The sequence below is a fragment of the Sulfuritalea hydrogenivorans sk43H genome (assembly GCF_000828635.1).
Taxonomy (GTDB): domain Bacteria; phylum Pseudomonadota; class Gammaproteobacteria; order Burkholderiales; family Rhodocyclaceae; genus Sulfuritalea; species Sulfuritalea hydrogenivorans.
This window is the reverse complement of the sequence record NZ_AP012547.1, coordinates 1,724,363-1,749,809: the sequence shown is the minus strand read 5'-3', so window position 1 is coordinate 1,749,809 and position 25,447 is coordinate 1,724,363. Positions and strand designations below refer to the sequence as shown.

The window sequence follows — 25,447 nt, the reverse complement described above, 5'->3', positions numbered from 1 at the left end:
CAATGGATTTTCTGCGCCTGCTGTTCACGCCGCGCGGATTGTTTGCCGCCACGGGCCTTGCCGCCCTTGGCCTGGTGGCCGGCGGCGTGGTGCTGGCGCAAACCCTGAACCTCGCCGCCTGCCCGCTGTGCATCCTGCAGCGCATGCTCTACCTGCTGCTCGCCCTGGAAGCCGCCGCCGCATGGAAACTGGCCGGATCGCCGCCGGCCCGGCGCGCGGCGGCGCTTGTCATGCTCGCCACGACGCTTGCCGGTGTCTGGATTGCCGCGTATCAGACCTGGCTGCAACGCTTCGCCAAGGGAGTGAGTTGCACGGCCGATCAGCCGTGGTGGGAAGCCTTCGTCAATTGGGCCGGCAGCCAGTGGCCGCTGCTGTTCGAAGCCTCGGGCCTGTGCTCGGAAGCCGGATGGAAATTCATCGGCCTGTCGATCGCCGAATGGTCGCTGATTGCCTTCACTTCGATGAGCATTGCGATGCTGATGGTGCTGCTGCGCAGGAATTAGGCAAAATCGCCGCGCCGCCAGCGCCGACTCCTGCGTGTTCTAGGGTTTCTGGCCGATCATCCGCTTGTACAGCGCCAGCGATTCGCCGACGATGCCGCGACGAAAAGCCAGCACGCAGATCACGAAAATCGCGCCCATGATCACCGTCACCAGCGAACCCACCTTGTCGGCGAGTTCGTTTTGCAGGGTAACGATCACCGTCGCCCCCACCACCGGGCCGAACACCGTGCCCATGCCGCCGAGCAAGGTCATCAGCACCACCTCGCCCGAGGTGTGCCAGTGGGCGTCGGTCAGGGTGGCGAACTTGAACACCAGCGTCTTGGTCGCGCCGGCCAGCCCGGCCAGCCCGGCCGAAAGGACGAAGGCCAGCAGCTTGTATTTCGCCACGTCGTAACCCAGCGAAATCGCCCGCGGCTCATTCTCGCGAATCGCCTTGAGGATCTGGCCGAAGGGCGAATGGATGGTGCGCTGGATCAGCCAGAAGGCGCCGGCGAAGATCGCCACCACCAGATAATAAAGGTTGATGTCCTCGGCCAGGTCGAGGCCGAACAGGCTGCCGCGCGGCACGCCCTGCAGGCCGTCCTCGCCGCCGGTGAAGGGCGCCTGGAGGAAGAAGAAGAACACCATCTGCGCCAGCGCCAGCGTCACCATGGCGAAGTAGATGCCCTGGCGCCGGATGGCGAGGCTGCCTATCGCCCAGCCCAGCGCGGCGGCGGCAATGGTGCCGGCCAGCAGGCCAAGCAGCGTCGGCAGTTGCCAGACCTTGAGGGCATGCCCCGTGACATAAGCCGCCGTGCCGAGGAACACCGCGTGGCCGAAGGACAGCAGACCCGTATAGCCCAGCAGCAGGTTGAAGGCGCAGGCAAACAGCGCAAAACACAGCACCTTCATCACCAGGATCGGATAAATGAACATCGGCGCCAGCAACAGCAGGCCGAGGCCGACCAGGTAGGCGATGGTGACGCGCCGGCTCATTTCTCCCTCCCAAACAGGCCGGCCGGCCGGATCATCAGCACCACCGCCATGATCATGAAGACCACGGTGGAACTGGCCTCGGGCCAGAACACCTTGGTCATGCCCTCGATGATGCCGAGGCCCAGACCGGTGACCACCGAGCCGAGGATCGAACCCATGCCGCCGATGACGACGACGGCAAACACGATGATGATCAGGTTGGAACCCATCAGCGGACCGACCTGGGACGCCGGGGCGGCGAGCACGCCGGCAAATCCCGCGAGGCCGACGCCGAAGCCGTAGGTGAGCATGACCATCAGCGGCACGTTGATGCCGAAGGCCTGCGTCAGTTGCGGATTTTCCGTGGCGGCGCGCAGGTAGGCGCCCAGCCGCGTCTTTTCGATCATGTACCAGGTGAACAGGCACACCGTCAAAGAGGCGACGACGACCCAGGCGCGATACTTGGGCAGGAACATGAAGCCGAGGTTGAAGGCTCCGGAAAACTCCTCGGGAATCGAATACGGCTGCCCCGCGACGCCATACAGGTCGCGGAACAGGCCCTCGATCATCAGGGCCAGGCCGAAGGTCAGCAGCAGGCCGTAGAGATGGTCGAGCTTGTACAGCCAGCGCAGCATCAGCCGCTCGATGACGATCCCGATCAGGCCGACGGCGATCGGCGCCAGCACCAGCATCCACCAGTAGCCGATGCCCAGATACTCAAGCCCCATCCAGGCCAGCATGGCGCCGGCCATGTAAAGGGCGCCATGGGCGAAGTTGATGATGTTCAGCATGCCGAAGATCACGGCCAGACCCAGGCTCAGGACAGCGTAGAAGGACCCGTTGACCAGGCCCAGCATGAGCTGCCCGAACAGGGCCTGGATCGGTACGCCGAAAATCTCCGTCATGCGAACATCACTCCTTCATACCTACCGTTGCTCCAAGTTTGCGAAGAAATCGTAGCGAGCGGGCCGCAGCGGGGTACGGCCGGAGCGCAGCTACCGGAATGTACGAGTTTGTACATGAGGATAGCGAGCACCGCCCAAGCCCCGATCCGGCACGCGCAGTAGATTTATTCACAAACTTTTACTTCTTGGCCACGGCCGGGCAGCGCGACAGCGACATCGGCTGGAAGGCCTCGTCGCCGGGAATCACCTGCTTCACGTTGTAGTAATCCCACGGCTCCTTCGAGTCGGCGGGCTTCTTGACTTCGACCAGGTACATGTCATGCACCATGCGGCCGTCCTCGCGAATCTTGCCGCCCTTGGCGAAGGCATCGTTGATCGGCGTGGCCTTCATCTGCTTCATCACCGCCGCGGTGTCGTCGGTCCCGGCTGCCTGCACGGCCTTCAGGTAGTGCAGCACCGCCGAATAGGTACCGGCCGGCAGCATGTTGGGCATGCCCTTGTGGCGGCTGAAGAAACGCCGGCTGAATTCGCGCGTTTCCTTGTTCAGGTTCCAGTAGAAACCCTCGGTGAACATCATGCCTTGCGTCGTCGGCAGGCCCAGTGCGTGGATGTCGACGATGGTGGTCAACAGGCCGACCACGGTCTGGTTCTTGGTCAGGCCGAACTCGTTGGCGGCCTTGATGGAATTGATGGTGTCGCCACCCGCATTGGCGAGGCCGACCACCTTGGCCTTGGAGGCCTGGGCCTGAAGCAGGAAGGACGAGAAGTCGGAGGCATTCAGCGGATGGCGGACGGCGCCGAGCACCTTGCCGCCGTTCGCCTTGACGGCTTCCGTCGTGTCCTTCTCCAGCGAATGGCCGAAAGCATAGTCGGCGGTAAGGAAGAACCAGCTGTCCTTGCCCTGCTTGGTCACGGCCTTGCCGGGACCATTGGCCAGCGCGTAGGTGTCATAGACGTAATGCACCACATTGTTCGGCGCGCAATCCTCGTTGGTCAGGCGCGTCGATGCGGCGCCGGTGTTCAGCATGATCTTGTTCTTTTCCGTGGTGACCTTGGCCACGGCGATCGCCACGCCCGAATTCAGCACGTCGGTGATCATGTCCACACCTTGCGTGTCGTACCACTCGCGGGCCTTGTTGGAACCGACGTCGGCCTTGTTCTGGTGGTCGGCGGAGACCAGCTCGATCTTGAATTTCGGCTTGAACTGCGCCTTGAAATCCTCGATGGCCATCTCGGCGCCTATCACCGAGCCCTTGCCGCCCAGCGCCGAATACACGCCGGACATGTCGGTCAGGACCGCGATCTTGACCACGTCGCCGGATATCTTGCCGGCTTGCGCCAGCGCGGAACCCGCAGCAGGCATCAACAGTGCGGAAAGTGCCAGGGTCAGCAGTTTGCGTTTCATCATGGTGTCTCCTCCTTGGTTGTCATCGACGGAGTTCGAATGGTCAAACTCCGAGGTACTCCTGCAGCAGGTGCTGCTTTTCCTTGATTTCATTCTGGGCTATTTGTTCCACCACCTGTCCGTGTTCGACAATGAACATGCGGTCGGCCAGCGGCGCGGCAAAGCGGAAATTCTGTTCCACCAGGATGATCGTGTAGTCACGCTGCTTCAGCTTCCTGACGATCTCGCCCAGCTTCTGCACGATCACCGGCGCCAGACCTTCGGAAACTTCGTCGAGCAGCAGCAGCCTGGCCCCGGTGCGCAGGATGCGCGCCATGGCCAGCATCTGCTGCTCGCCGCCCGAGAGCCGGGTGCCCTGGCTGTTGCGGCGCTCTTCCAGGTTGGGGAACATTTCGTAGATCTCGTCCAGGCCGAGGCCGCCGCTGCCCACCTGCGGCGGCAGCAACAGGTTCTCCTCGCAGCTCAGGCTGGCGTAAATGCCCCGCTCTTCCGGACAGTAACCGACACCCAGCTGCGCGATCCGGTGCGGCGGCATGTTGATGACTTCGCGGCCGTTGAGCATGATCGAACCGGTGCGGCGGCCGGTCAGGCCGAGAATGGCGCGCAAGGTAGTGGTACGTCCGGCGCCGTTGCGCCCCAGCAGCGAGATGCACTCGCCGCGCCGCACGGTGAAATCCATGCCGTGCAGCACATGCGATTCGCCGTAGAAGGCGTGCAGATCGGAGACGCGGAGAAACTCTGTCGCGCTCACCGGCCCCCCCCTGAATTCGAGAGAAGCGAGCCTTGGTCACCCCCTTCCCCGGGAAGGGGGCCGGAGGGATGGTCGTCACTGGCTTCAGTTCCCATGTAGGCTTCTATGACCAAGGGGTTGGCGGCGACCTCGGCATAAGGGCCTTCGGCCAGCACCGAGCCGCGCGCCAGCACGGTCAGCGTGTCGGAAATGCCGGCGACCACCTTCATGTTGTGTTCCACCATGAGGATGGTGCGGTTGGCCGAGACTTTCCTGATCAGTTCCATGACCCGGTGTACGTCCTCGTGCCCCATGCCCTGGGTCGGCTCGTCGAGCAGCATGAGTTCGGGATCGAGCGCCAGCGTGGTGGCGATTTCCAGCGCGCGCTTGCGCCCATAGGGCATTTCCACGGTCACCATGTCGGCATGGGTTTCCAGTCCGACCGAGGTCAGCAATTCCATGGCGCGGTCATTGAGCGCGTCGAGGCTGCGCTCCGACTTCCAGAAATGGAAGCTGGTGCCCAGTGTCCTCTGCAGTGCAATGCGCACGTTCTCGAGCACGCTCAGATGAGGGAACACGGCGGAAATCTGGAAGGAGCGAACGATGCCGCGGCGGGCAATCTTCTCGGGGGCCTCGCGGGTGATGTCGATGCCGTTGAAGCGGATCTCGCCCCGCGTCGGTTCGAGGAACTTGGTCAGCAGGTTGAAGCAGGTCGTCTTGCCGGCGCCGTTGGGGCCGATCAGTGCGTGAATGTGTCCGCGCCTGACTTTCAGGTCCACGCCATTGACCGCGACGAAGCCACGGAATTCCTTGACCAGCCCTGCGGTTTCAAGAATGAAATCTTCTGCCATCAAGCTCTTTTGAATTGTCTGAACGCCGACGACCGGCGCTTCCTCACTGTTGCAAACGATTATGCGGTGGGCTCCCGGTTTGCGCAAGTGATTGAGATACGAATTATTTCGAAAGCCGCGCATCAAGCCGCTTTTGGCGATGTGCCCGTTGCGCTACACTGAAAACCCGCCCCGGAGAAAGTGCCATGATCCGACGTGTCGCCCTTCCCCTGCTCGGCGTTGCCGCATTCGCGCTGATGGGGACGCGCGCAGCGAGCGCCCAGCCCGTGATCCCGGGATCGACCGCATTCTGCCTGTACGAGATTCCCGTCGATGATGCCGGCAAGCGCCGCTGGATCAATCTGGGCATTGTCCAGTTCGTCGAGGCGACGCGCAGCGAACTGAAAATCTCCTACGGTGGTGGATCGTTTGGCGCCGGCCACGAAGCAAAAATTCCCGTCGGCAGCGCGGAAGAAGCCGCGGCCATCCTCGAAAAAATGCGCCGGGTGGCCGCCGCCTGCCGCTAGCCGTCCAGCGCGGCGGCACGACCGCGTTTCTCGTCGATGCCGATCAGCAGCAGCAGGCCGCCGACAAAATAGAGCCCGGTAATCGCCAGTGCCAGGCGATGGTTGCCGCCCGACAGCCAGGTCGTGAGGCCATAGGTCATGGGGCCGGCAACAGCCGCCAGTTTCATCGCCAGGCCCCAGAGGCCGAAAAACTCCGCCCGCCGTGGTGCCGGCGCGAACACGGCCACCAGCGCGCGTGCGGCCGCCTGGCTGGAGCCCAGGCACAGGCCGGCGACATTGGCCGCCACCCAGAACTGTTCGCGGCTGTCGGAACCCAGCGCAATCGCCGTCATCAGCAGCCAGCCCGCCAGTGTCAGGGCGATGGTGCGCACATGTCCCAGCCGATCCTGCAAATAGCCGAAAGCGAAAGCGCCGATGGCGGCCGTGCCATTGACCACGAAGAACAGCTTGATGTTGTCTTCGGCCGTGAAGCCGATCGCCTCCTGCGCATAAATCGCCGCCAGTGCGATCGCGGCGAACACCCCCGACTGGTAGCACAGCAGGCAAACCATGAAGCGCGCCATGTCGGGAAAGCGCCGCGCCTCGCGAGCGGTGATCAGCAAACGATGCGCCAGCATGGAGAATTCCGCGCCGGCATCCGTCACGGGTTTTTCCGGCACCCGTTCGCGCAGCAGCAGGAAAGTCGGCGCTGACGCCACGGCGAAAAAGACGGCGGTGATCAGCATCGCGGCCGGCACGAAGCTTTCCGCCGCCTCGCCGCGGCCCTTGGCGGCGACGATCCAGGCCAGGCACAGGCCGAGGCAGGCCATGCCGCCCAGATAGCCCCAGCTCCAGCCCCAGCCGGACACCTTGCCGAGGTCGTCCTCGCCCGCCAGCTCCGGCAGGAAGGCGGCGACGATGTTCTCGCCGCTGCCGAAGAAAAAGCTCGCGATCGCCACCAGCGCCATCGCCAGCACGACGTCGCCGGGACCGACCCAGAACAGGCCGGCGGTGGCCGCCACACAACCGACCGTGGTCAACGCCAGCAGCTTCTTCTTGGCGCCGTGGCGATCGGCATAGGCGCCGACGCTGGCCGCGGTGAGCATGATGGCGACGCTGGCGATGGCCTGCGTCGTGGTCCAGGCCAGCGTCGCCCAGGAGGCGCCGGCGGCGACCACGGCGACGAAATAGGCGTTGAAGATCGCCGTCACCACCGTTGTCGTGTAGGCCGAGTTGGCGAAGTCGTACATGGCCCAGGCCCAGACTTCGCGCGCCTTGACGCCATCGGCAAGAATCCTGCTCATGGCGTGCCGTCCAGATCGGGCTCGCCGCAGTCGCGCAGGATCGCCGCCCGCGTCGCATCGCGCAGTTGCAGCGCCGCCTGCCAGCCTTCGCCGGCAGGAGCAATCGGCGCGCCGATGCTGACGCGAACCGCGCCGCATCGCGGCAGCCAGGATTCATCACGCAGGACGTCGCGGGTGCCGGCCAGCACCACCGGCGTCACCGCCAGCCTGTTTTGCACCGCGATCTGGAACGCACCGAGGCGGAAGGGCCGCAAGCCCTTCTGGCGGGTGAAGGTGCCTTCGGCGAAGAAGAACAGCGAGCGCGTGCCGGCGACATCCGCCAGGCGACGCACATCGTCGACGCCCTGCCGCGCATCGAAGCGCTCGACAAAGGCTGCCCCCAGACGCCGCAGCAGCGGGCCGGCAAGCGGATGCGCGGCCAGCTCCTGCTTGGCGACGAAGGCCACCGGCTGCGGCAGCGTCGCCGCCAGCACGATGCTGTCGACATAGCTGGCGTGGTTGGCGACCAGCACGCCGGCCTGCGGCGGCCAATGCTCCAGGCCGTCGACCTGCAAACGGACACCGCACAGGCGCACGCAGGTACGCGCGATCGCGTGCGCGAAACGCCAGCGCAGCGCCGGGTCGGGCAGCAGCAGGATGCCGGCGGCGGCCGGCGGCGCCAGCAGGCCGTAGATGCTCCAGGCATAAGCGCCGTAGAGCAGTTCGCCGCTGCGCCGAATGGAGGCGACGGCGCCCTGCCGGAAACCGGCCAGGCCGAGCCGCACGACCTGCAACCAAAGCGCACGGCCGCCGCCGGCAAATCCTTCGCCGCAATAAATCTCGCGCGTCGCCGCGCGCCGGATCTTGCCGCTCGAGGTTTTCAGCACGGCATGCAGCGGCGCCAGCACCACATCGTCCGGCGGCGTGCCGAGCAGATCGACGGTCAGGCCGTTGATGCGGCGGACCAGTTCCTCGCGGGCCGCTGCGCGCGTCTCACGGGTTTCCGCCACCACCACCAGTTTCTCGGTGCCCTGCCCGGCCACCGGCACGCCGAACACCGCGACGCAGCCGCGACGCACGCCGGGAATGCCGCCGACGGCTTCTTCCAGCTCGTAGGGATAGAGGTTGCGCCCGCCGCGAATGATCATGTCCTTGATGCGGCCGGTGATGAAAATATCGCCGTCGGCGAGATAGGCGAGGTCGCCGGAATCGAGCCAACCGTCGCGAATCAGCTTCGCGCTGGCCTCGGCATTGCGGTAGTAGCCGCGCGTCGCCGACGGTCCGCGAAACTCCAGGCGGCCGACGCGGCGCGGCGGCAGTTCGGCGCCGCCATCATCGACGATGCGCACCTCATGCTCCGGCAGCGGCAGGCCGCAGGCCACCAGTTGCAAGGCATTGATGTCGTCGGGCGCGGCCGGCAGCGCGGAACCTGCTGCCAGCGCCTCGCGCTGCACCCGGTCGATCAGCGGCCCGCGTCCGGGCGGCGACACGGCAAGGCCGACCGAACACTCGGCCAGGCCATACACCGGCGCCAGCGCCTCGGCGCGAAAGCCGTAAGGATGGAAGGCAGCCGTGAAGCGCGCCAGCGTCTCGGCCGCCACCGGCTCGGCGCCGTTGGCCGCATAGCGCCACGAACTCAGGTCGAGGCCTTGCAACCGGGCCGGATCGAGGTGGCGCAGGCAAAGCTCGAAAGCGAAATTGGGCGCGGCGGTGACCGTGCCGCGATGCTGGTGGATGGCCCACAGCCAGCGCTCGGGGCGCGCCAGGAAATCCAGCGGCGACATCAGCACCAGCGGACAGGCGTGGTAGAGGCTGCCCAGCCAGGCGCCGATCAGGCCCATGTCGTGATACAGCGGCAGCCAGCTCACCACCACGTCGGCCGGCGTCAGCGCGACGGCCTGACCCCAGGCGCGGATGTTGGCCAGCAGGTTGCCGTGATCGAGCGTCACGCCCTTGGGATTGCCGGTGGAGCCCGAGGTGTATTGGATGAAGGCAATCTCGCCGGCATGCCCGCGATGATCCGCGGCCGGCGCGGCGCCTCGCCCCGCGTCGCGCAATTCCTCGGGGGTCGTCACCTCGCGCAGGCTTGGCACCAGCCCGGAAAGGATGCGCGCCACCAACCGCGCGGCATCGAAACTGATCAGCGCCACGGCTTCGCAGTTCTGCAATATGCCGGCCTGGCGGCGCAGGTGGTCCTCGATCTGCCCGGGCCGCGTCGGCGGATAGATCGGCACCGGCACCGCGCCGGCCAGCAGGATGCCGTAGAAGCTCTGGAAGAATTCCAGCCCGGTCGGCAGCATCAGCGCGACGCACTGGCCGGGCGCGACGCCGATGCCGCGCAGGCCGGCGGCCACCTCGCGCGCCGTCGCCAGCAGTTGGCCGTAGCTGAAGGTATCGGTGTCGCTTGCGCTGCGCTGGAAGAAAACATGCGGCCGTTCGGGATGCCGCCGCGCATGCCATTGCAGTACCTCGACCAAAGTCGTGGCGTGTTCGGGCTTGCCCTCCTCGACCGGCGCCGGCGCTTCCCATTGCGCCTGATCGAGGGCGTCTCCGCCCCCAGCGGGCGTGCCGGCAGCCACAGCCCGCAGCAGATCGCGCGGCGTTTCGGCCGAACCCAGCAGGTCGTCGGGCAGGCGCACGCCGAAGGCCTGCTCAATGCGCGCCAGCAGTTCCACCCGCGCCAGGCTGTCGAGCCCGAGGTCCTTGTCCAGCGCGCTGTCGAGCCGCGCCTGAGAGCGCGTCCCCGGGCGCACTTCGGCCACCAGCCGGTCGACGATGGACAGCAGTTGCGCCGACGGTTCGGCTGTTGAAGCCGGCTCCATGTGTTAAACGCCGTACCGCCAGCGCCGACTCTTCAGAACGTTCAGCAGCCCTTCCACTCCGGCTTGCGCTTTTGCATGAAGGCATCGATGCCTTCGGCCGCGTCGTCGGCCATCATGTTGCAGGCCATGGTTTCCACCGCCAGCTGGTAGGCGCCGTCGAGGCCCATTTCGAGCTGCTTGTAGAACATCTGCTTGCCCATGCCGACCGCGACGGCGGACTTGGCGCAGATCGAATCGGTAAGCTTTTTCACTTCGGCATCGAGTTGTTCCAGCGGTACCACGCGATTGATCAGGCCGCGCCGCTGCGCTTCGGCGGCGTCGATGAAATCGCCGGTGAGCAGCATTTCCATCGCCTCTTTGCGGCCCATGGCACGGCCCAGCGCCACCGAGGGCGTCGAGCAGAAGAGGCCGACGTTGATGCCGGACACCGCGAAGCGCGCGCCCTCCGCCGCCACCGCCAGATCGCACATGGCGACCAGCTGGCAGCCGGCCGCCGTGGCGATGCCGTGGATGCGCGCGATCACCGGCTGCGGCATTTCGACGATGCTCATCATCACCTTGCCGCATTGCTTGAACAGCTTCTGCATGTAGGTCTTGCTGTGGTTGGCGCGCATCTGCTTGAGGTCGTGGCCGGCGCAAAAGGCCTTGCCGGCGCCGGCGATGACCACGGCGCGCACCGTCTTGTCGGCAGCGATGGCATTCAGCGCCGCCTGCAACTCGCCGAGCATTTCTTCCGACAGCGAGTTGAACTGCGTCGGACGGTTGAGCGTCAGCGTGGCGACGCCCTCCCTGTCCTCGCGCATCAGGATGGGCAATGTGGTTTCGGGTGCATTCATGGTGCGTCTCCTTGCGGTGTTCGATGGGCTCATTTTGCCCCATGCAGGACCAGGATGCGATTCCCCTTGCCCCACAGCGGCAGGTCGCGCACGGCAGTCCATGGTCCGACGAAGCCGCGATACTCCGGCGCCAGCACCAGCCCGGACTGGCCGCTGGAATGCATCACGCTCGAATTGACGGTGTCCTTCAGATCGTAGATGGCGCGCAGGCTGGCGGCATGTTCGTTGAGGTAGGGCTCGTCGCCCTTGAGGTGGTAGCGGGCGACGTTGACGGTGTAGTTGTCGCCGCCGGTCGCGGTGCGCAGCTCGAACCAGGGCGCCAGCGCCTTGACCTTCGAGAACGGCCGATGCTCCGAACGCGCCTGGTGCACCGCACCCCACTGCCAGCGCGCCAGGTCCGGCCCAAGCCGCTGCTGCAATTCGTCGAGCGCCCGATCGAGCGAACGGCTGATGAGTCGTTCGCAGGTTTCCACCGCCGGCGTGGCCTTGTCGTCGCACCACCAGGCGTCGTTTCGTTCGAGCACGCCTTCGAGCGCCGCACGGAAATCGCTGCGCCCGACCTGGCGCAGATAGGCGTCGTCGCCGCCCATTTCATCGGCGAACACGGCGCGCGTCAGTTCCCGTGCCCATGCGGCGAAGATCAGCGGCGCCGCATCGCCGGCGCGCATTTCGCCGTCGAAGGCCGTCAACCGCTGCATGGCTGTTGCGCCCAGCGCATGCGCCGGTTTGGCCTGCCGCAGCCAGGGCAGCAGGCGCTGCGTGGCCAGCGAGACGACGTCAGTCTGGATCCGGCGCAGGCTTTCCTTGTCGTGCTGCGGCCGCTCCTTGAGCAGGGTTTCGATGCGCTGCTGCCGATACGGCACCGCCCATTCACTGGTGATGTAATGCGGATAGTCGGCGCTGGTGATACGGTGATTGGCGGTGGCGATCCAGCCGCGCGGCGGATTGATCTCACGCGGCGTCTTGTCCGCGACAAGGAAGCCGTCCCAATCGTAGCGTGCCTCCCAGCCGGGCGCGGGCGCCTGCCCGCGCAAATCGTTGTCGGCGCGGCGTAGCGGAATGCGGCCGGCGGCGATGAAACCGATATTGCCGTCGACATCGGCCACCACCATGTTCTGCATCGGCGCCTTGTACTTCTCCGCAGCGTTGACGAATTCGCCCACCGATCCGGCGCCGCTGATCGCCAGGCCGGCATCGATGCTGGCCGCGTCGGCATCGAGCGCCGTCCAGCGCAGCGCGAGAGCGTAGGTCGGTCCGCTTGCCGCGCCGCTTAGGCCGGCGACCATGGCCGTGCCGGCATCCGAAATCACCGGGCCATGGCGCGTGGCGCGTACCGTGAGACTGACGTCGGCCTGCCCCTTGACGCGGATGGTCTCGGCAAACGACTGGAACGGCGCCCAGCCTTCCGGCGTACGGTAACGCGACGCGTCGTCCGGCTTGATCTGCTCCAGATAGACATCCTGCACGTCGGGGTTGGTGTTGGTGAAACCCCAGGCGATGCGATCGTTCTGCCCCAGCACCACCATCGGCAAGCCGGGCATGGTGGCCCCGGCCACCTTGAGGCCCGGTGCTTCCAGCCGCGCGAAATACCACAGCGCCGGCGCCGTCAGCTTGAGATGCGGATCGTTGGCCAGCAAGGGCTTGCCGGACACGGTATGCGAACCGGCAACCACCCAGTTGTTGGAACCGACACCCTCGACGCCGGATTCGGGCGCATCGAGCAAAGCCTGCTTGCCCAGTTCGCCACTGATTTTCAGCTCGCGATACAACGCGGCGTAGTCGCGGGTTGCGAGCGATTTCTCGCCCGGATAGGGCGGCAGCAATTCGTTGATGCGCTGCACCGGCAAGCTCAGGGCGAGACGCATGCGCAGCAGCTCATTGGTCCAGTTGCCACCCAGGTCCCAGGCCATCATGATGCCCCAGGCCAGGGTATCCAACGGCGTCCAGGGCTCCGGCTGCAAACCGAGGATCAGGAACTCGGGCGGCCGCGCCCGCATGTGGCCGGCGAAGGCATTGATGCCTGCGGTGTAGGCCAGTACCGCGGCGCGCGCATCACCGCCGAGTTGCTCCCACTGCGCCGCAGCCGCACGGCGCACGCCAAGCGCACGCAGGAACTTGTCGTTGTCGAGCGCCCCCGGACCGAAGGCCTCGGACAGCCGTCCGGAACCGATCCGGCGATGCGTTTCGAGTTGCCACAAGCGATCCTGCGCATGGACGAAGCCCAGCCCGAACAGCACGGCATCGCGGTTCGCGCCACGCACGGTCGGAATGCCGGCTTCATCGCGCTCGATGCTGACCTCGCCGACCAGGCCGGCGACTGCTATCCCGCCCTCGGTCACCGGCGCGACGACCCGCCACCAGATCACGCCGACCAGCACGACCAGGCCCAGCACGGCCAGCAACACTCCGGCAATCCGCGGCAGCCAGTTCCTAACGCTCATGGTGGCAAGCTCCGCCCGCAGAAGATGAAACACGCGAAAGGCGAATTGAAGGCCCGCCCCCCATCCCCCCTCGCGGGGGGCTACCAATCAGCTCGCTTTGCTCGGCTATCACCAGTCGCTCCGAACGAGTTGTTTCACATTAATCATCAGCCGCCTATTCGAACGACGCAGCCGATTTGGCCTTCTCGCGCAGCACGAATTTCTGGATCTTGCCGGTCGAGGTTTTCGGCAAGGCCTCGAAAATGAAGTGCTTGGGCACCTTGAAGCGCGCCATGCGCTCGCGGCAGAACTCGGTCAGTTCCTCCGCCGTGACGCTGGAGCCTTCGCGCAGTTCGATGAAGGCGCAGGGCACTTCGCCCCATTTCGGATCGGGCGTGGCGACCACGGCGGCGCCCATCACGGCGGGATGGCGATACAGGGTGTCCTCCACCTCGATCGAGGAAATGTTCTCGCCGCCGGAAATGATCACGTCCTTGCTGCGATCCTTGATCTTGATGTAGCCGTCGGGCTGCATCACGGCCAGATCGCCGGTGTGGTACCAGCCGCCGTGGAACGCTTCTTCCGTCGCCTTCGGGTTCTTCAGGTAGCCCTTCATCACGATGTTGCCACGGAACATGATCTCGCCCATGGTCTGGTCGTCCCAGGGCACCGGCTGCATGGTTTCCGGGTCCATTACGGTGACGCCTTCCTGGCAGTGGTAGCGCACGCCCTGGCGGCCGTTCATGCGCACCTGCTCATCGAGCGGCAACTCCAGCCATTCGTCGTGCTTGGCGCACACGGCCGCCGGACCGTAGGTTTCGGTCAAGCCATAAACGTGGGTGATGTTGAAGCCGATCTTGCCCATGCCTTCGATCACGGCAGCCGGCGGCGGCGCCGCGGCGACCAGCGCCGAGACCTTGTGCTCGATGCCCTTGCGCCACTCGGCCGGCGCGCTGATCAGCATCGAATGCACGATGGGCGCGCCGCAATAATGAGTCACCTTGTGCTCGCGGATCGCGTCGAGGATCAGCTTCGGATCGACACGGCGCAGGCAGACGTTGGTGCCCGAATTGGCCGCCACGGTCCACGGAAAGCACCAGCCGTTGCAGTGGAACATTGGCAGCGTCCACAGGTACACCGATTGCGGCGGCATGCCCCAGGAGACGATGTTGGACAGCGCGTTGAGGTAGGCGCCGCGATGGTGGTAGACCACGCCCTTGGGATTGCCCGTGGTGCCGGACGTGTAGTTGAGCGAGATCGCGTCCCATTCGTCCGCCGGCGTCTTCCATGCGTAGTCGGGGCGGCCGCTGGCCAGCAGGGTTTCAAAATCGATGCTGCCGACACGCTCACCGGGGCCGGTGTATTCGGGATCATCGACATCGACGACGAGGATCTCGCGCCCCAGTTCGGCCAGGGCCTTTTTCACCATCCCCGAATATTCCCGGTCAGTGATCAGCACCCGGGCCTCGCCATGGTTGAGCATGAAGGCGATCGATTCAGGATCGAGGCGCGTGTTGAGCGTGTTGAGCACCGCGCCGCACATCGGCACGCCGAAATGGCATTCGAACATCTCCGGCGTGTTGTTCAGCATCACGGCCACCGTGTCGCCAGCGCCGACTCCGCGCATGGCCAGCGCCGAAGCCAGGCGCCGGCTGCGCTCGTATTCCTGGCCCCAGGTGTAGCGGCGACTGCCGTGTATCGACGCCACGCGTTCGGGATAAATGTAGGCCGAACGTTCGATGAAGCTGAGCGGCGTCAGCGGTACGTAGTTGGCCGGATTCTTGTCCAGACCCGTGGCGTAGGGATTGCTCATGAGTTCACCTCGTCAAGTGCGACAGCGTTCAACAATAGCAGGCTTCTCGCGGGCCGTTTCATCCAGCCAGACCCCGAGTTCATCGGCCAGGCCCTGCACCGCGTCGCGCGCGGCGGCGACGCCGCCCCTTGCCGTCGCGGCGGCGGCGGGCCTCTGGATCAGGAAAGCCCGCTTGGAGAGAATGTCGGCGCCGCGCACGGGGGTCAGCACGGCACGAACCTCCAGCACGATCCTGCTCGCCTGGGCATCGTCGAAGCGCTGTTCCAGCTCGTCCAGCACCAGGTGCAGACGGCAGCCGCTGCCGCTGAAGTCGGGCTGGCCGAACACCACGCGACGGCGCAGCACGCGCTCCAGCAATTCGGCGGGTGGCGCGGCCCAGCGGCTTTCGGCGTAGCTCTGGCGCCGCAGGGGTTCGGCATAGGCCAGGCGGAAATGCATGGACTGGTTCGCCAGCCAGGATGCGGACTGCACGTCGACCGTCGCGATCGGAATTCGCGCGCCCGACCATGTCGCTGTCGACTTGTCGGTATGGTCGCCCAGGTCGTACCGCGCCGTCTCGGCGGCGGTCCGCACGTTGCCGCCGCACGCCGCCAGCAGCATGCCCGCGAGAATCGGGATTCCCCACTTCATCATCGCCCTTCTCCTTGTTTGGCCGGCGCGGAAAAGCCCGCCTCGCCGGGGCCGGGCGCTGCCGCGCCACGGCCGAAAATCAGCATCTGCGGATTGCTCTCAAGCCCATCCAGCACCCGCGACAATTGCCGCGAATTGGCTGCCAGTTCGCGCATCAGCGCATTGGCACGCGGCAGGGTGGCGCTGGTCAACTCGTCCCCGGCGCTGCCTGCCAGGGTGTCGAAGCGGCGCGAGAGGAGGCTCATCGACTTCACCAGTTCGCGCATCTCCGTGGTCAGCGGCGCGCTCTCCCCCGCCGCCTTTTCGACATGCGCCAGGATCTGCCGCATGCTGCGCATGTTGTTTTCCGACAGCGCCTCGCGCACCGATGCCAGGATGGCCGGCATCTCGCGCATGCCTTCCGACGCCGCGGCCACGTTCTCCAGCGCACGCGTGAGATTCTGGATGTTCCTGTCGTCCAGCAGCTTGCTCAGGCGCAGGGACGAGGCGCTGATCTGGTCCACGATGTCGCCCGCCTTCTCGCCCAGCGTATCGAATACCGTGGGCCGCAATGCAATGCGCGGCGGCGCGCCATCCTTTCCCGCCAGCGGCTCGGCTGAAGAACCGTCGTCTTCGATCTCCACATAGGCCAGCCCGGTGACGCCCTGATAGCCGAGTTGGGCTGTGCTGCCCCGTGTCAGCCTGAACCGGTTTTCGAGGTTGATGTGCACCAGCAGCACCCGCGGATCCTTCTCATCCGGCTCGATGGCATCGACCTTGCCGGCCCGGATGCCGCGATAGCGCACCTGCGCCTGGACGTTGAGCCCAGTCACGTTGCCGCGCGTTTCCAGGATGTAGGTCGCCGCCGAGTCGCGGCTCTGCCCCAGCCACCAGAGGGCAATCGCGGCGGCAATGCCGAGCAGGATCGTGAATATCCCGGCGGCCAGTGCGTGAGATCGGTTTTCCATGTTCGACGCTTTCAGTACGGCGTGACGGCGTGTCCCGCATTCTGCAGGGCCCGCACGCTACGCTCGGAAAGGAAAAAGTTGCGAATGAAGGGATGATCGGTATGCATGATTTCGTCGGTGGTGCCATAGGCCAGAATCTTGTGTTCGGCCAGCACCGCAACCCGCGTCGAGAGCGCCGCCAGCGTATCAAGATCATGCGTGACCAGCATCACGGTGAGGCCGAGTTCTTCGCCCAGCATGCGGATCAGGCGCACGAAGCTGTCGGAACGATCCGGATCGAGCCCGGCGGTCGGCTCGTCGAGCAACAGCAGTTCCGGCTCCAGCGCCAGCGCGCGCGCCAGCGCGACGCGCTTGATCATGCCGCCGGAAAGCTCGGCCGGCATCAGCTTGCCGTGGCGCGGCAGCAGTTCGACCATCGACAGTTTGAGCATGACCAGATCGCGAATTGCGCCCTCGTCGTAGCGCTTCAGCTCGCGCAAGGGGAAGGCAATATTGTCGAACACGTTGAAGGCTGAAAACAACGCCCCATGCTGGAACAGCACGCCGAAACGCTGGCGCAAGGCACGCTCGCGCGCCACGCCGCCGCCGAACAGGGGCTCGCCGAACACCTCGATACTGCCGCTGGTCGGCATCAGCAAGCCGATGATCATGCGCAGCAGCGTGGTCTTGCCGCTGCCGGAACCGCCCACCAGCGACACCAGTTCGCCGCGCTGGATGTCGAGGTCGAGCCCGCGATGAATCCACACGTCGCCGAAGCGGGTGCACAGCTCGCGAATGCGGATGACGGGGCCGTTCACAGGGGCAGCCCGATGCCGCGCGTGGCGATTGCGAACACGGCATCGATGATGATGACGATTGTGATCGCCGAAACCACCGAGGCCGTGGTGTTGGCGGACAGGCTCTCCGTGTTGGGCCGTACCCGGAGGCCGAAATGACAGGCCACCAGCGCCACGAACATGCCGAATACCGCGCCCTTGGCCAGGCCGATCCACAGATTGGCGGCCGGCACCACGCGCGGCAGGGTCTGGAAGAAGAAGCCGTAGGAAATGTCGAGCTGCAACTGGGCCGACACCATGCCGCCGATCATCGCGATCGCCGTGCTCCACAGCACCAGCAGGGGCATGACAATGGTCAGCGCCACCACTTTTGGAAACACCAGGCGCAAGCCGCGCGGCACGCCCATCGTCGCCAGCGCATCGATCTCCTCGGTCACCCGCATCACGCCCAGTTGCGCCGTCATCGCCGAACCGGAACGCCCGGCGACCAGAATCGCCACCAGCACCGGCCCGAGTTCCCGCACCAGACCGAGGCCGATGATGTTGACGATGAAAATGTCCGCCCCGAACTGCTTGAGTTGCAGGGCCGAGAGGTAGGACAGCACGACGCCGATGAGAAAGCCCACCAGTGCCGTCACCGGCATCGCGCGCACCCCGCTCTTGTAGAGGTTGGCGGAAATTTCCCGGCTGGGCAGGTCGGCCGGAAAGCGCAGGACATGCGCCAGATTCATGCCGAACTGGCCCACCAGGGCCACGAAGTCGAGCAGATGGCGCCAGATGCCGATTACCGCGGAACCGATCACCATCGCGCCGTGCAGCGGCGAGAGCGGCACGATCGCCGCACGCGGCTCATGGTCGGCGTCATCGATACGTTCGAAGACCCGCCGATGCTCCGGCTTGATTGCCAGCCGAGGTGGAAAGCTCCGGCCCCACGCGCGCCAGAGCAGGATTGCGCCGGCGCTGTCGATCGCCTCGACGTTCAGGCAATCCCAGCGGCTGGCCGGGGCCACGGCACGACCCAGTTCTGCCGACAATTCCGCAACGCGCCTGGAAGTGGTCGCCAGCGTCCAGCGCCCGGAAAGCCTGACGAGGGATTCGCCTTCGCGAACGATCACTTCAATGCGCGCGTCAGACATCAGGCAGAGGCTGGTGTGGGCGATATGACGAAGTTTTGATTATATGTCCCGCGCGCCGGCGCCGGGACGGTATCCCCTGGCGGGATAGCCACGCCCAAGGCATGCCATGTCAGGCGTCGCGTTGAATCCGCAGTTCGCCGCCGATGCCTGCCCACTGCTGCGCCTCATCCTCCAGCGCCGCCGTGGTGAGCGGCAGTAGGTTCAGCCCGTCGGCACCCAGCGACAGCTGAAAACCATTGCGTGTAAAACCGGCGAAACGCGGTGGCAGCGGCTGGTCGTCGCGCGACCGGTGCAGCAGCACGGCCGTTCGCAGGCAGAAGATCAGCGTCCATTCCGGCGCTTCGCCGCGCAAGGGCTGGGCCCGCTCCAGCTTGCCGCGATGGGCCAGCACCAATCGCGACAGGCGCGCCTGATCACGCCGGGAAAATCCCGGCATGTCGGCATTGGCGAGGATGTAGGCGCTGTGCTTGTGGTAGCTCGAATGGGCCACGGAAATCCCGACTTCATGCAGGCGGGCCGCCCAGATCAGGAATTGGGCATCCGGATGGCCCGCGATGCGGCTTTCCGGAACCAGTTGGTTGAGCAGGCCGAGCGCGGTATGCGCGACACGTGCCGCCTGACGCCGATCCACTTCATAGCGCTGCATGAAGCGATTCACCGTCGCTTCGCGCAGATCGTCATGGTGATAACGGCCAAGCTGGTCATACAGCACCCCAAGGCGCAAGGCGCCTTCCGAGAAGGCCATGCGTTCCAGTTCGAATTCCTTGAAGATGGCCGACATGATCGCCAGGCCCCCGGGCAGCACCGGAATCCGGTCGGCACGCAAGCCTTGCAGGCGCATGCGCGAGGCCTCGCCGGCGTGCAGCAGTTCGGCGCGCAGCTTTTCCAGGCCCTCGCGGGTCAGGCCGTGATCGGAGAAACCGTTCAATTCGAGCAAATCGACAATCGCCTTGGCCGTACCCGAAGAGCCGATGGCCTCGTCCCAGCCGGTCTCGCGATAGTCATGAACGATGGTCTGCAACTCACGCCGCGCCGCCAGTTCCGCTTCCTTGAAGGAGCGCTTGTCGACGCGCCCGTCGGGGAAAAATCGCAGGCTGAAGCTGACGCAGCCCATGTAGAGGGATTCGAGCCGAATCGGATCGATGTTCTGGCCGATGACGAATTCGGTCGAGCCGCCGCCGATATCGACGACCAATTGGCGGGTTTGCGGATTGGCCAGGGTGTGGGCAACGCCGAGGTAGATCAGGCGCGCTTCCTCGCGTCCGGCAATCACCTCGATCGGAAAACCCAGCGCGGCCTCGGCCTTTTCCAGAAACTGCTCGGCGTTCTTGGCAACACGCAGCGTATTCGTCGCCACCGCGCGTACCGCCCCCTGATCGAAATCGCGCAGACGCTCGGCGAAACGCGATAGTGCAGCCAGACCGCGCTGCTGCGCGGCCGCGTCGAGCCGCTTGTCGGGAGTCAGGCCGGCGGCCAGCCTGACCGATTCCTTGAGGCCATCCAGCGGATAAATCTGGTTGGCCACGATCCGACCCACCTGCAGGCGAAAGCTGTTGGAGCCGAGATCGACCGCGGCAATCAGTTCGTAGGCCATATTGCAATTCTACCCCCTGCCAAAGTTTGACCGGTGTCATGCGACGGCAACATAATTGACACATAATCATTCGATTCGACTCGTCCGAAAGACCTCATGTCCGCCTCGCGCCGCTTTCCCAACGATCACTTTCTCAACCGCGAACTGTCCCTGCTGGCATTCAACCGGCGCGTGCTTGCCCAGGCCGCCGACGACCGGGTGCCTTTGCTGGAACGCCTGCGCTTCCTGTGCATCGTTTCGTCCAACCTCGACGAGTTTTTCGAAATCCGCGTCGCCGGCCTCAAGGAACAGCTCAAGCTGGACAGCCACGCCGCCGGCGCCGACGGCATGCTGCCGCTCGATGTCTTCCGTCGTGTCACGGAGCAGGCCCATGAATTGATCGCCGAGCAGTACGCGCTGCTGAACGACGTGATACTTCCCTCGCTGGCAAAGGAAGACATCGTCTTCTTCCGTCGCAGCCTGTGGACCGCGGAACAGAGGGCCTGGATACACGAATTCTTCGTCAATGAAGTGATGCCGGTGCTGACCCCGATCGGGCTCGATCCCTCGCATCCCTTCCCGCGCGTACTGAACAAGAGTCTCAATTTCGCCGTGGAACTGGAAGGAACCGACGCCTTCGGCCGCAGTTCCGGCGCCGCCATCGTTCAGGCGCCACGCGCCCTGCCGCGAGTGATCCGGCTGCCGAAGAAGCTGAGCGGCGTCGACTACGGCTTCGTATTCCTGTCATCGGTGCTCCACGAATACGTCAGCGAACTGTTCTCCGGCATGAACGTGCTCGGTTGCTACCAGTTCCGCGTCACGCGCAATTCCGACCTGTTTGTCGATGACGAAGAAGTGAAGAACCTGCGCATCGCGCTGCAGGGAGAACTGCCGCAACGCCACTTCGGCGACGCCGTGCGCCTGGAAGTGGCCGACAACTGTTCGGAAATCATGACCGACTTCCTGCTGCAGCAGTTCGGGCTGGAGCGCAGCGACCTCTATCGCGTGCCTGGCATCGTCAATCTGGTGCGCCTGATGTCGGTACCCGACCAGGTGGATCGCCCCGACCTCATGTATCCGCCCTTCCAGCCCGGCCTGCCCAAGGTGCTGAGCAAGCGTTACGACATTTTCGAGAGCATTCGCAAGCACGACATCCTGATGCACCACCCTTTCCAGTCCTTCAGCCCGGTAGTCCAGCTGCTGCAACAGGCTGCCGACGACCCACTGGTGGTGGCGATCAAGATGACCGTGTATCGCACCGGCGCCGAATCGGTGCTGATGGAGCACCTGCTGCGCGCCGCCGAAAAAGGCAAGGAAGTCACCGTCGTGGTGGAACTGATGGCGCGCTTCGACGAGGAAGCCAATCTTTCAATCGCCTCGCGGCTTGAGGAAGTCGGCGCCCATGTGGTCTACGGCGTGGTCGGCTACAAGACCCACGCCAAGATGCTGATGGTATTGCGCCGCGAGGACCACGGCTATCGCCGCTACATCCATCTGGGAACCGGCAACTACCATCCGCGCACCACGCGCTTCTATACCGACTTCGGCCTGCTGACTTCGAGCCCCGAAATCGGGGAAGACGTCAACGAGGTTTTCAAGCAGTTGACCGGACTGGGCAAGGCGACGGCGCTAAAACACCTGTGGCAGGCCCCGTTCTCGCTGCATGCCAGGATGCTCGCCGCGATTCGTGGCGAGATCGAAGCGGCCCAGGCCGGCAAATCGGCGCGCATCATCGCCAAGATGAATTCGCTGCTCGAACCGGAGATCATCGAAGCCCTGTACGAGGCCAGCACGGCGGGAGTCACCATCGACCTGATCGTGCGCGGCGTCTGCTCGCTGCGTCCGGGAATCAAGGGCCTTTCGGAAAACATCCGGGTGCGCTCGGTGATTGGACGCTTCCTCGAACATCACCGGATCTTCTATTTCCATGCCAATGGCAGGCAGGACATCTACCTGTCCAGCGCCGACTGGATGGAACGCAATTTCTTCCGCCGCATCGAGATCAGCTTCCCGGTGCTGGAACCCAAACTCAAGCGGCGGGTGCTCAAGGAAGGGCTCAAGCCTTACCTGGCGGACAACAGCCAGGCCTGGGAAATGAACGGCAACGGCGAGTACCGCATCAAGCCGACGCGGCGCGCACGAATCTGCGCTCAGGAACTCCTGCTGGCCGACATGGCGGTGGGGGCCATCAACGTAGCGTAAGCCGCGTCATGACATTCGCCATGCTCTCGGCCATGTCGGCGCCGAACTGCTTGGCGAACTTCTCGGCAAAATTCTGCCTGACGCTGAAATCGCGCACGTCGGCGGCCTTGAACACGTCGCGCGCCACGCTGTCGACCGTGCCGTAACCATCGGCCAGGCCCAGTTCGATGCTCCTGGCGCCGCTCCACATCAGGCCGGAAAACATGTCGGGCGTTTCCTTGAGCCGCTTGCCGCGGCCCTGTCTCACCACGTCGATGAACTGCTGATGGATTTCGTTCAGCATCTTCTTCGCATGGTCCTTGTGCTGCTCGTTCTGTGGCGAAAAGGGATCGAGGAAACCCTTGCTCTCTCCGGCGGTTAACAAGCGGCGCTCGACGCCGAGTTTTTCCATGGTGCCGGTAAAACCGAAGCCATCCATCAGCACGCCGATCGAGCCGACAATGCTGGCCTTGTCCACGAATATCTTGTCCGCCGCCGCAGCGACGTAGTAGCCGCCGGAGGCGCAAACATCCTCCACCACCACGTGCAGCGGGATGGCCGGATGCGCCGCGCGCAGACGTTTCATTTCGTCGTTGATGATGCCGGACTGAACCGGGCTGCCGCCCGGGCTGTTGATGCGCAGGATGACCCCGGCTGTATTCTTGTTTTCAAATGCGGCCTGCAAGCCGCTGATGACATGCTCGGCATTGGCATCGCCCTTGGCCTTGATGACGCCGTTCAGATTCACCAGCGCGGTGATTTTGGTGCCGTCGGGATGCTTGTCCGAGCTTTCCCAGTCCACCAGCAGGCCAAGGATCAGCGCCAGATAGCCAAACCCGAGCAGCTTGAAAAATATCCCCCAGCGGCGGCCCCGCCGCTGCTCGGCAATGGCTTCCAGCGCGACTTTTTCCAGAACCTTGCGTTCCCACTGGCTATCGTTGCTATCCAACACTGTCCCTGCCTTCCTCAATCACCAAAACCCGCCCGTCATGCTCGGTTACGGACACCGCAACCAGCCCTTTGCCGTTGCAGCGACCCATCAGGCATTGCCCTGAATCCGGGGCATACAGCGCGCCGTGCGTTGCGCAAATCAAGTATAAGCCTGAATGATCGAAGAACTCGCCCTGCTGCCAGTCCATTTCGACCGGCACATGGGCGCAGCGGTTCAAGTAGGCATGGACCTGCCCGCGAAAGCGCACCGCAAACGCCGGTTCGTCGACCCCATGGCGATTCACGGTGAAGCGCACACCCCGCCCCCCGTCCACCAGGTCGTCACTGGCACAGACCAATCGCTGCTTCAAGCCCGTTCCCGCAGCCACGCAGCCAGTTGCGGCACATCGGCCGCGCAATACAGCGGGGATTCCGCTTCCAGCGCGTCGCGTGGGTGGGCACCGTAAGCCACACCCAGCGCCGCTACGCCGGCGTTCCTGGCCATCAGCAGGTCGTGGGTGGTGTCGCCGATCATCAGCGTCGCCTCAGGCTCGACGCCGAACTCGTCCATCAGTTCTTCAAGCATCTGCGGATGCGGCTTGGAATGACATTCGTCGGCGCAGCGCGAGGCATGGAAACGCGGCCCGAGCCCGCTGACCTCGAAAGCCCGATCGAGGCCCTTGCGTGTCTTGCCGGTCGCCACGGCGAGGAAATGTCCGGCCCGGGTCAACTCGTCGATCAACTCTTTGGCGCCCTCGAACAGAAGCAATTCATGGTCGCGCGCCAGAAAATGATAACGGTAGCGCTCGGCGACGGCCTGATAGCGCTCGGCAGGCAAATCCGGCAAGGCATGGCGCAGGGCATCGATCAGGCCGAGGCCGATGATGTGGCTGGCACGCTCGTCGGACGGTGGTTCCAAGCCGAGATCCCGCGCCGCCGCCTGGATGCTGGCGACGATGGCACTCGTGGAATCCATGAGGGTGCCGTCCCAATCGAAAACAATCAGTTCATATCGCCTGGCCATAATCCCGTTTCTCGTTTCTATCAAGCATTTCGGTAAAACTGCGCAACTCCATCGGCAACGGTGATCCCAGTTCCAGCAGCACCCCGGACAACGGATGCGGCAGCGCCAGTTTCGCCGCATGCAGGAACATGCGGCCGAGACCGGTCTTCTGCAAGGTCTTGTTCAGCGAAAAGTCGCCATATTTGTCGTCTCCCGCGATCGGAAAACCCAGATGCGAAAGGTGTACGCGAATCTGATGCGTCCGCCCGGTCTTGAGTTCCACCTCGACCAGGCTGAAATTCTCCCAACGCGCCACCAGCCGCACGATCGAATGCGAAGGCTTGCCTTCCGCATCGACGCTGACCCGACGCTCGCCTTCCGCCGTCAGATACTTGTACAGCGGCAGGCGCACATGTTGCAACTCGTTGCGCCAGCGGCCCTTGACCAGCGCCAGATAGCGCTTGCTGATGACCCCGTCGCGAAACTGGTCATGCAGTTTGGTCAGCGCCATGCGCTTCTTGGCCACGATCAGCAGGCCCGAGGTGTCCCGGTCGAGCCGGTGCGCCAGTTCGAGGAATTTGGCCAGCGGGCGCGCGCGGCGCAACTGCTCGATGACGCCGAAGGACACCCCGCTGCCGCCGTGTACCGCCACGCCGGCCGGCTTGTCCACCACGATGAATGCCTCGTCCTCGAAAGCAACCGCGAAATCCCTTGCCGGAACAGCGACTTGCGAAGGACGCTCGGCAGTACGCATGGGCGGCACGCGCAACTTGTCGCCGAGTTGGAGGCGATATTCGGCCTGCACCCGGCCTTTATTCACCCGCACCTCGCCGCTGCGCAGGATGCGGTAGATGTGGCTTTTCGGCACGCCTTTGGCAATGCGCAACAGGAAGTTGTCGATGCGCTGTCCCTCGGACTCTTCGCCGACTTCAAGCCATGTAACCGAATCTTTGCTTAAGTCCTTCATTTGCAATATACTGATCGCTTGGTTAGCCGTCCCGCGACGGTGTGCCCGGCGGCCCGAAGTGGCGTCGGTGGCACGGTTCCCGGGGTGTTGTTGCCGCCAGTGCCGCGTCGCATTTCAGCGATCAAGTGCATGGAAGCAGCAAGGGCGCGAAAGCAGCAGAAGACAGCCGGCGGACTTCACAAACCCACCGGTAACGCGACCAGCCGACCACAGGGTGTTTCGCTCGCCCGAAAGAGCGATACTACTTTATTGCGCGCACTACACGCACAGATTTGGGCACAGATTGCCGGACGCTGA

The 25,447-nt window shown here is 64.6% G+C and carries 22 protein-coding genes and 1 other RNA gene; 3 read left to right on the top strand and 20 right to left on the bottom strand.

Features of this window, described 5'->3' with window-relative positions:
- Nucleotides 1-2: 2 nt before the first annotated feature.
- Nucleotides 3-503, top strand: a complete 501-nt coding sequence (locus SUTH_RS08590) for a disulfide bond formation protein B (RefSeq protein WP_041098583.1) — start codon at nucleotides 3-5, stop codon at nucleotides 501-503.
- A 39-nt stretch (nucleotides 504-542) separates the two neighbouring features.
- On the opposite strand, the gene SUTH_RS08585 is transcribed toward SUTH_RS08590, so the two are convergent.
- The 6 genes from SUTH_RS08585 to SUTH_RS08565 form a co-directional block, all read right to left on the bottom strand.
- Entirely contained in the window at nucleotides 543-1,478 is a 936-nt protein-coding gene (locus tag SUTH_RS08585; RefSeq protein WP_041098581.1) for a branched-chain amino acid ABC transporter permease, read from the bottom strand.
- Complete coding sequence (locus SUTH_RS08580; RefSeq protein ID WP_041098579.1) at nucleotides 1,475-2,362, bottom strand: branched-chain amino acid ABC transporter permease; 888 nt, start codon at nucleotides 2,360-2,362, stop codon at nucleotides 1,475-1,477. Before SUTH_RS08580 ends, SUTH_RS08585 begins: the two co-directional genes overlap by 4 nt.
- A 39-nt stretch (nucleotides 2,363-2,401) precedes the next feature.
- Nucleotides 2,402-2,478: non-coding RNA, sX9 sRNA (locus SUTH_RS18795), on the bottom strand.
- Between the two features lie 62 nt (nucleotides 2,479-2,540).
- Nucleotides 2,541-3,770: an ABC transporter substrate-binding protein gene (locus SUTH_RS08575; RefSeq protein WP_041098577.1), complete on the bottom strand. Its 1,230-nt coding sequence runs from the start codon at nucleotides 3,768-3,770 to the stop codon at nucleotides 2,541-2,543.
- A 40-nt stretch (nucleotides 3,771-3,810) separates the two neighbouring features.
- The gene (locus tag SUTH_RS08570) at nucleotides 3,811-4,518 is read right to left on the bottom strand and encodes an ABC transporter ATP-binding protein (RefSeq protein WP_041098575.1); all 708 of its coding nucleotides are present in this window, start codon (nucleotides 4,516-4,518) and stop codon (nucleotides 3,811-3,813) included.
- The gene (locus SUTH_RS08565) at nucleotides 4,515-5,348 is read right to left on the bottom strand and encodes an ABC transporter ATP-binding protein (protein ID WP_197539667.1); all 834 of its coding nucleotides are present in this window, start codon (nucleotides 5,346-5,348) and stop codon (nucleotides 4,515-4,517) included. Before SUTH_RS08565 ends, SUTH_RS08570 begins: the two co-directional genes overlap by 4 nt.
- Before the next feature lie 185 nt (nucleotides 5,349-5,533).
- On the opposite strand from SUTH_RS08565, the gene SUTH_RS08560 reads away from it, so the two are divergent.
- Nucleotides 5,534-5,854, top strand: a complete 321-nt coding sequence (locus SUTH_RS08560; protein WP_041098574.1) for a hypothetical protein — start codon at nucleotides 5,534-5,536, stop codon at nucleotides 5,852-5,854.
- On the opposite strand, the gene SUTH_RS08555 is transcribed toward SUTH_RS08560, so the two are convergent.
- From SUTH_RS08555 to ppx, 10 genes are all read right to left on the bottom strand, one after another.
- Entirely contained in the window at nucleotides 5,851-7,137 is a 1,287-nt protein-coding gene (locus SUTH_RS08555) for an MFS transporter (RefSeq protein ID WP_041098572.1), read from the bottom strand. The genes SUTH_RS08560 and SUTH_RS08555 overlap by 4 nt on opposite strands.
- Complete coding sequence (locus SUTH_RS08550) at nucleotides 7,134-9,938, bottom strand: AMP-binding protein (RefSeq protein WP_041098570.1); 2,805 nt, start codon at nucleotides 9,936-9,938, stop codon at nucleotides 7,134-7,136. The genes SUTH_RS08555 and SUTH_RS08550 overlap by 4 nt, the downstream gene beginning before the upstream one ends.
- A gap of 41 nt (nucleotides 9,939-9,979) precedes the next feature.
- Nucleotides 9,980-10,774, bottom strand: a complete 795-nt coding sequence (locus SUTH_RS08545; RefSeq protein ID WP_041098567.1) for an enoyl-CoA hydratase — start codon at nucleotides 10,772-10,774, stop codon at nucleotides 9,980-9,982.
- Nucleotides 10,775-10,803: 29 nt separating this feature from the next.
- Nucleotides 10,804-13,215 (bottom strand): penicillin acylase family protein, encoded by a 2,412-nt coding sequence (locus SUTH_RS08540; RefSeq protein WP_041098565.1) that lies wholly within the window; start codon nucleotides 13,213-13,215, stop codon nucleotides 10,804-10,806.
- A gap of 154 nt (nucleotides 13,216-13,369) precedes the next feature.
- A complete protein-coding gene (locus SUTH_RS08535) occupies nucleotides 13,370-15,007 on the bottom strand; it encodes an acyl-CoA synthetase (RefSeq protein WP_041098563.1) in 1,638 nt (545 codons plus the stop codon).
- Nucleotides 15,008-15,019: 12 nt separating this feature from the next.
- Nucleotides 15,020-15,640, bottom strand: coding sequence for an ABC-type transport auxiliary lipoprotein family protein (locus SUTH_RS08530; protein ID WP_052473457.1), 621 nt, complete (start codon nucleotides 15,638-15,640; stop codon nucleotides 15,020-15,022).
- Nucleotides 15,637-16,584: an MlaD family protein gene (locus tag SUTH_RS08525; RefSeq protein WP_041098561.1), complete on the bottom strand. Its 948-nt coding sequence runs from the start codon at nucleotides 16,582-16,584 to the stop codon at nucleotides 15,637-15,639. Before SUTH_RS08525 ends, SUTH_RS08530 begins: the two co-directional genes overlap by 4 nt.
- A gap of 11 nt (nucleotides 16,585-16,595) precedes the next feature.
- Nucleotides 16,596-17,381, bottom strand: a complete 786-nt coding sequence (locus tag SUTH_RS08520; RefSeq protein ID WP_041098559.1) for an ABC transporter ATP-binding protein — start codon at nucleotides 17,379-17,381, stop codon at nucleotides 16,596-16,598.
- Nucleotides 17,378-18,496 carry an ABC transporter permease gene (locus tag SUTH_RS08515; RefSeq protein ID WP_041098557.1) on the bottom strand — a complete coding sequence of 373 codons (1,119 nt, stop codon included), beginning with the start codon at nucleotides 18,494-18,496 and terminating at the stop codon, nucleotides 17,378-17,380. The genes SUTH_RS08520 and SUTH_RS08515 overlap by 4 nt, the downstream gene beginning before the upstream one ends.
- A 109-nt stretch (nucleotides 18,497-18,605) precedes the next feature.
- Nucleotides 18,606-20,090 (bottom strand): exopolyphosphatase, encoded by a 1,485-nt coding sequence (ppx, locus tag SUTH_RS08510; RefSeq protein ID WP_041098555.1) that lies wholly within the window; start codon nucleotides 20,088-20,090, stop codon nucleotides 18,606-18,608.
- A 96-nt stretch (nucleotides 20,091-20,186) separates the two neighbouring features.
- On the opposite strand from ppx, the gene ppk1 reads away from it, so the two are divergent.
- On the top strand, nucleotides 20,187-22,271 hold the full coding sequence (ppk1, locus tag SUTH_RS08505) for a polyphosphate kinase 1 (RefSeq protein ID WP_041098554.1): 2,085 nt from the start codon (nucleotides 20,187-20,189) through the stop codon (nucleotides 22,269-22,271).
- On the opposite strand, the gene SUTH_RS08500 is transcribed toward ppk1, so the two are convergent.
- Genes SUTH_RS08500 through SUTH_RS08485 form a run of 4 tightly spaced genes read right to left on the bottom strand, consistent with a single transcriptional unit; the run spans nucleotide 22,258 to nucleotide 25,150 of the window.
- A complete protein-coding gene (locus SUTH_RS08500) occupies nucleotides 22,258-23,199 on the bottom strand; it encodes a S49 family peptidase (RefSeq protein WP_408054961.1) in 942 nt (313 codons plus the stop codon). The genes ppk1 and SUTH_RS08500 overlap by 14 nt on opposite strands.
- Nucleotides 23,192-23,551 (bottom strand): Rieske (2Fe-2S) protein, encoded by a 360-nt coding sequence (locus SUTH_RS08495; RefSeq protein ID WP_084207548.1) that lies wholly within the window; start codon nucleotides 23,549-23,551, stop codon nucleotides 23,192-23,194. The genes SUTH_RS08500 and SUTH_RS08495 overlap by 8 nt, the downstream gene beginning before the upstream one ends.
- A complete protein-coding gene (locus SUTH_RS08490) occupies nucleotides 23,548-24,204 on the bottom strand; it encodes an HAD-IA family hydrolase (protein ID WP_041098548.1) in 657 nt (218 codons plus the stop codon). The genes SUTH_RS08495 and SUTH_RS08490 overlap by 4 nt, the downstream gene beginning before the upstream one ends.
- On the bottom strand, nucleotides 24,188-25,150 hold the full coding sequence (locus SUTH_RS08485) for an RluA family pseudouridine synthase (protein ID WP_148312884.1): 963 nt from the start codon (nucleotides 25,148-25,150) through the stop codon (nucleotides 24,188-24,190). The genes SUTH_RS08490 and SUTH_RS08485 overlap by 17 nt, the downstream gene beginning before the upstream one ends.
- Nucleotides 25,151-25,447 lie beyond the last annotated feature (297 nt).

Bases quoted from the DNA above. Each gene is read 5' to 3' on its own strand.
- SUTH_RS08590 (WP_041098583.1), top strand. From the start codon at position 3: ATGGATTTTCTGCGCCTGCTGTTCACGCCGCGCGGATTGTTTGCCGCC.
- SUTH_RS08585 (WP_041098581.1), bottom strand. From the start codon at position 1,478: ATGAGCCGGCGCGTCACCATCGCCTACCTGGTCGGCCTCGGCCTGCTG.
- SUTH_RS08580 (WP_041098579.1), bottom strand. From the start codon at position 2,362: ATGACGGAGATTTTCGGCGTACCGATCCAGGCCCTGTTCGGGCAGCTC.
- SUTH_RS08575 (WP_041098577.1), bottom strand. From the start codon at position 3,770: ATGATGAAACGCAAACTGCTGACCCTGGCACTTTCCGCACTGTTGATG.
- SUTH_RS08565 (WP_197539667.1), bottom strand. From the start codon at position 5,348: ATGGCAGAAGATTTCATTCTTGAAACCGCAGGGCTGGTCAAGGAATTC.
- SUTH_RS08560 (WP_041098574.1), top strand. From the start codon at position 5,534: ATGATCCGACGTGTCGCCCTTCCCCTGCTCGGCGTTGCCGCATTCGCG.
- SUTH_RS08555 (WP_041098572.1), bottom strand. From the start codon at position 7,137: ATGAGCAGGATTCTTGCCGATGGCGTCAAGGCGCGCGAAGTCTGGGCC.
- SUTH_RS08550 (WP_041098570.1), bottom strand. From the start codon at position 9,938: ATGGAGCCGGCTTCAACAGCCGAACCGTCGGCGCAACTGCTGTCCATC.
- SUTH_RS08545 (WP_041098567.1), bottom strand. From the start codon at position 10,774: ATGAATGCACCCGAAACCACATTGCCCATCCTGATGCGCGAGGACAGG.
- SUTH_RS08540 (WP_041098565.1), bottom strand. From the start codon at position 13,215: ATGAGCGTTAGGAACTGGCTGCCGCGGATTGCCGGAGTGTTGCTGGCC.
- SUTH_RS08535 (WP_041098563.1), bottom strand. From the start codon at position 15,007: ATGAGCAATCCCTACGCCACGGGTCTGGACAAGAATCCGGCCAACTAC.
- SUTH_RS08530 (WP_052473457.1), bottom strand. From the start codon at position 15,640: ATGATGAAGTGGGGAATCCCGATTCTCGCGGGCATGCTGCTGGCGGCG.
- SUTH_RS08525 (WP_041098561.1), bottom strand. From the start codon at position 16,584: ATGGAAAACCGATCTCACGCACTGGCCGCCGGGATATTCACGATCCTG.
- SUTH_RS08515 (WP_041098557.1), bottom strand. From the start codon at position 18,496: ATGTCTGACGCGCGCATTGAAGTGATCGTTCGCGAAGGCGAATCCCTC.
- ppx (WP_041098555.1), bottom strand. From the start codon at position 20,090: ATGGCCTACGAACTGATTGCCGCGGTCGATCTCGGCTCCAACAGCTTT.
- ppk1 (WP_041098554.1), top strand. From the start codon at position 20,187: ATGTCCGCCTCGCGCCGCTTTCCCAACGATCACTTTCTCAACCGCGAA.
- SUTH_RS08490 (WP_041098548.1), bottom strand. From the start codon at position 24,204: ATGGCCAGGCGATATGAACTGATTGTTTTCGATTGGGACGGCACCCTC.
- SUTH_RS08485 (WP_148312884.1), bottom strand. From the start codon at position 25,150: ATGAAGGACTTAAGCAAAGATTCGGTTACATGGCTTGAAGTCGGCGAA.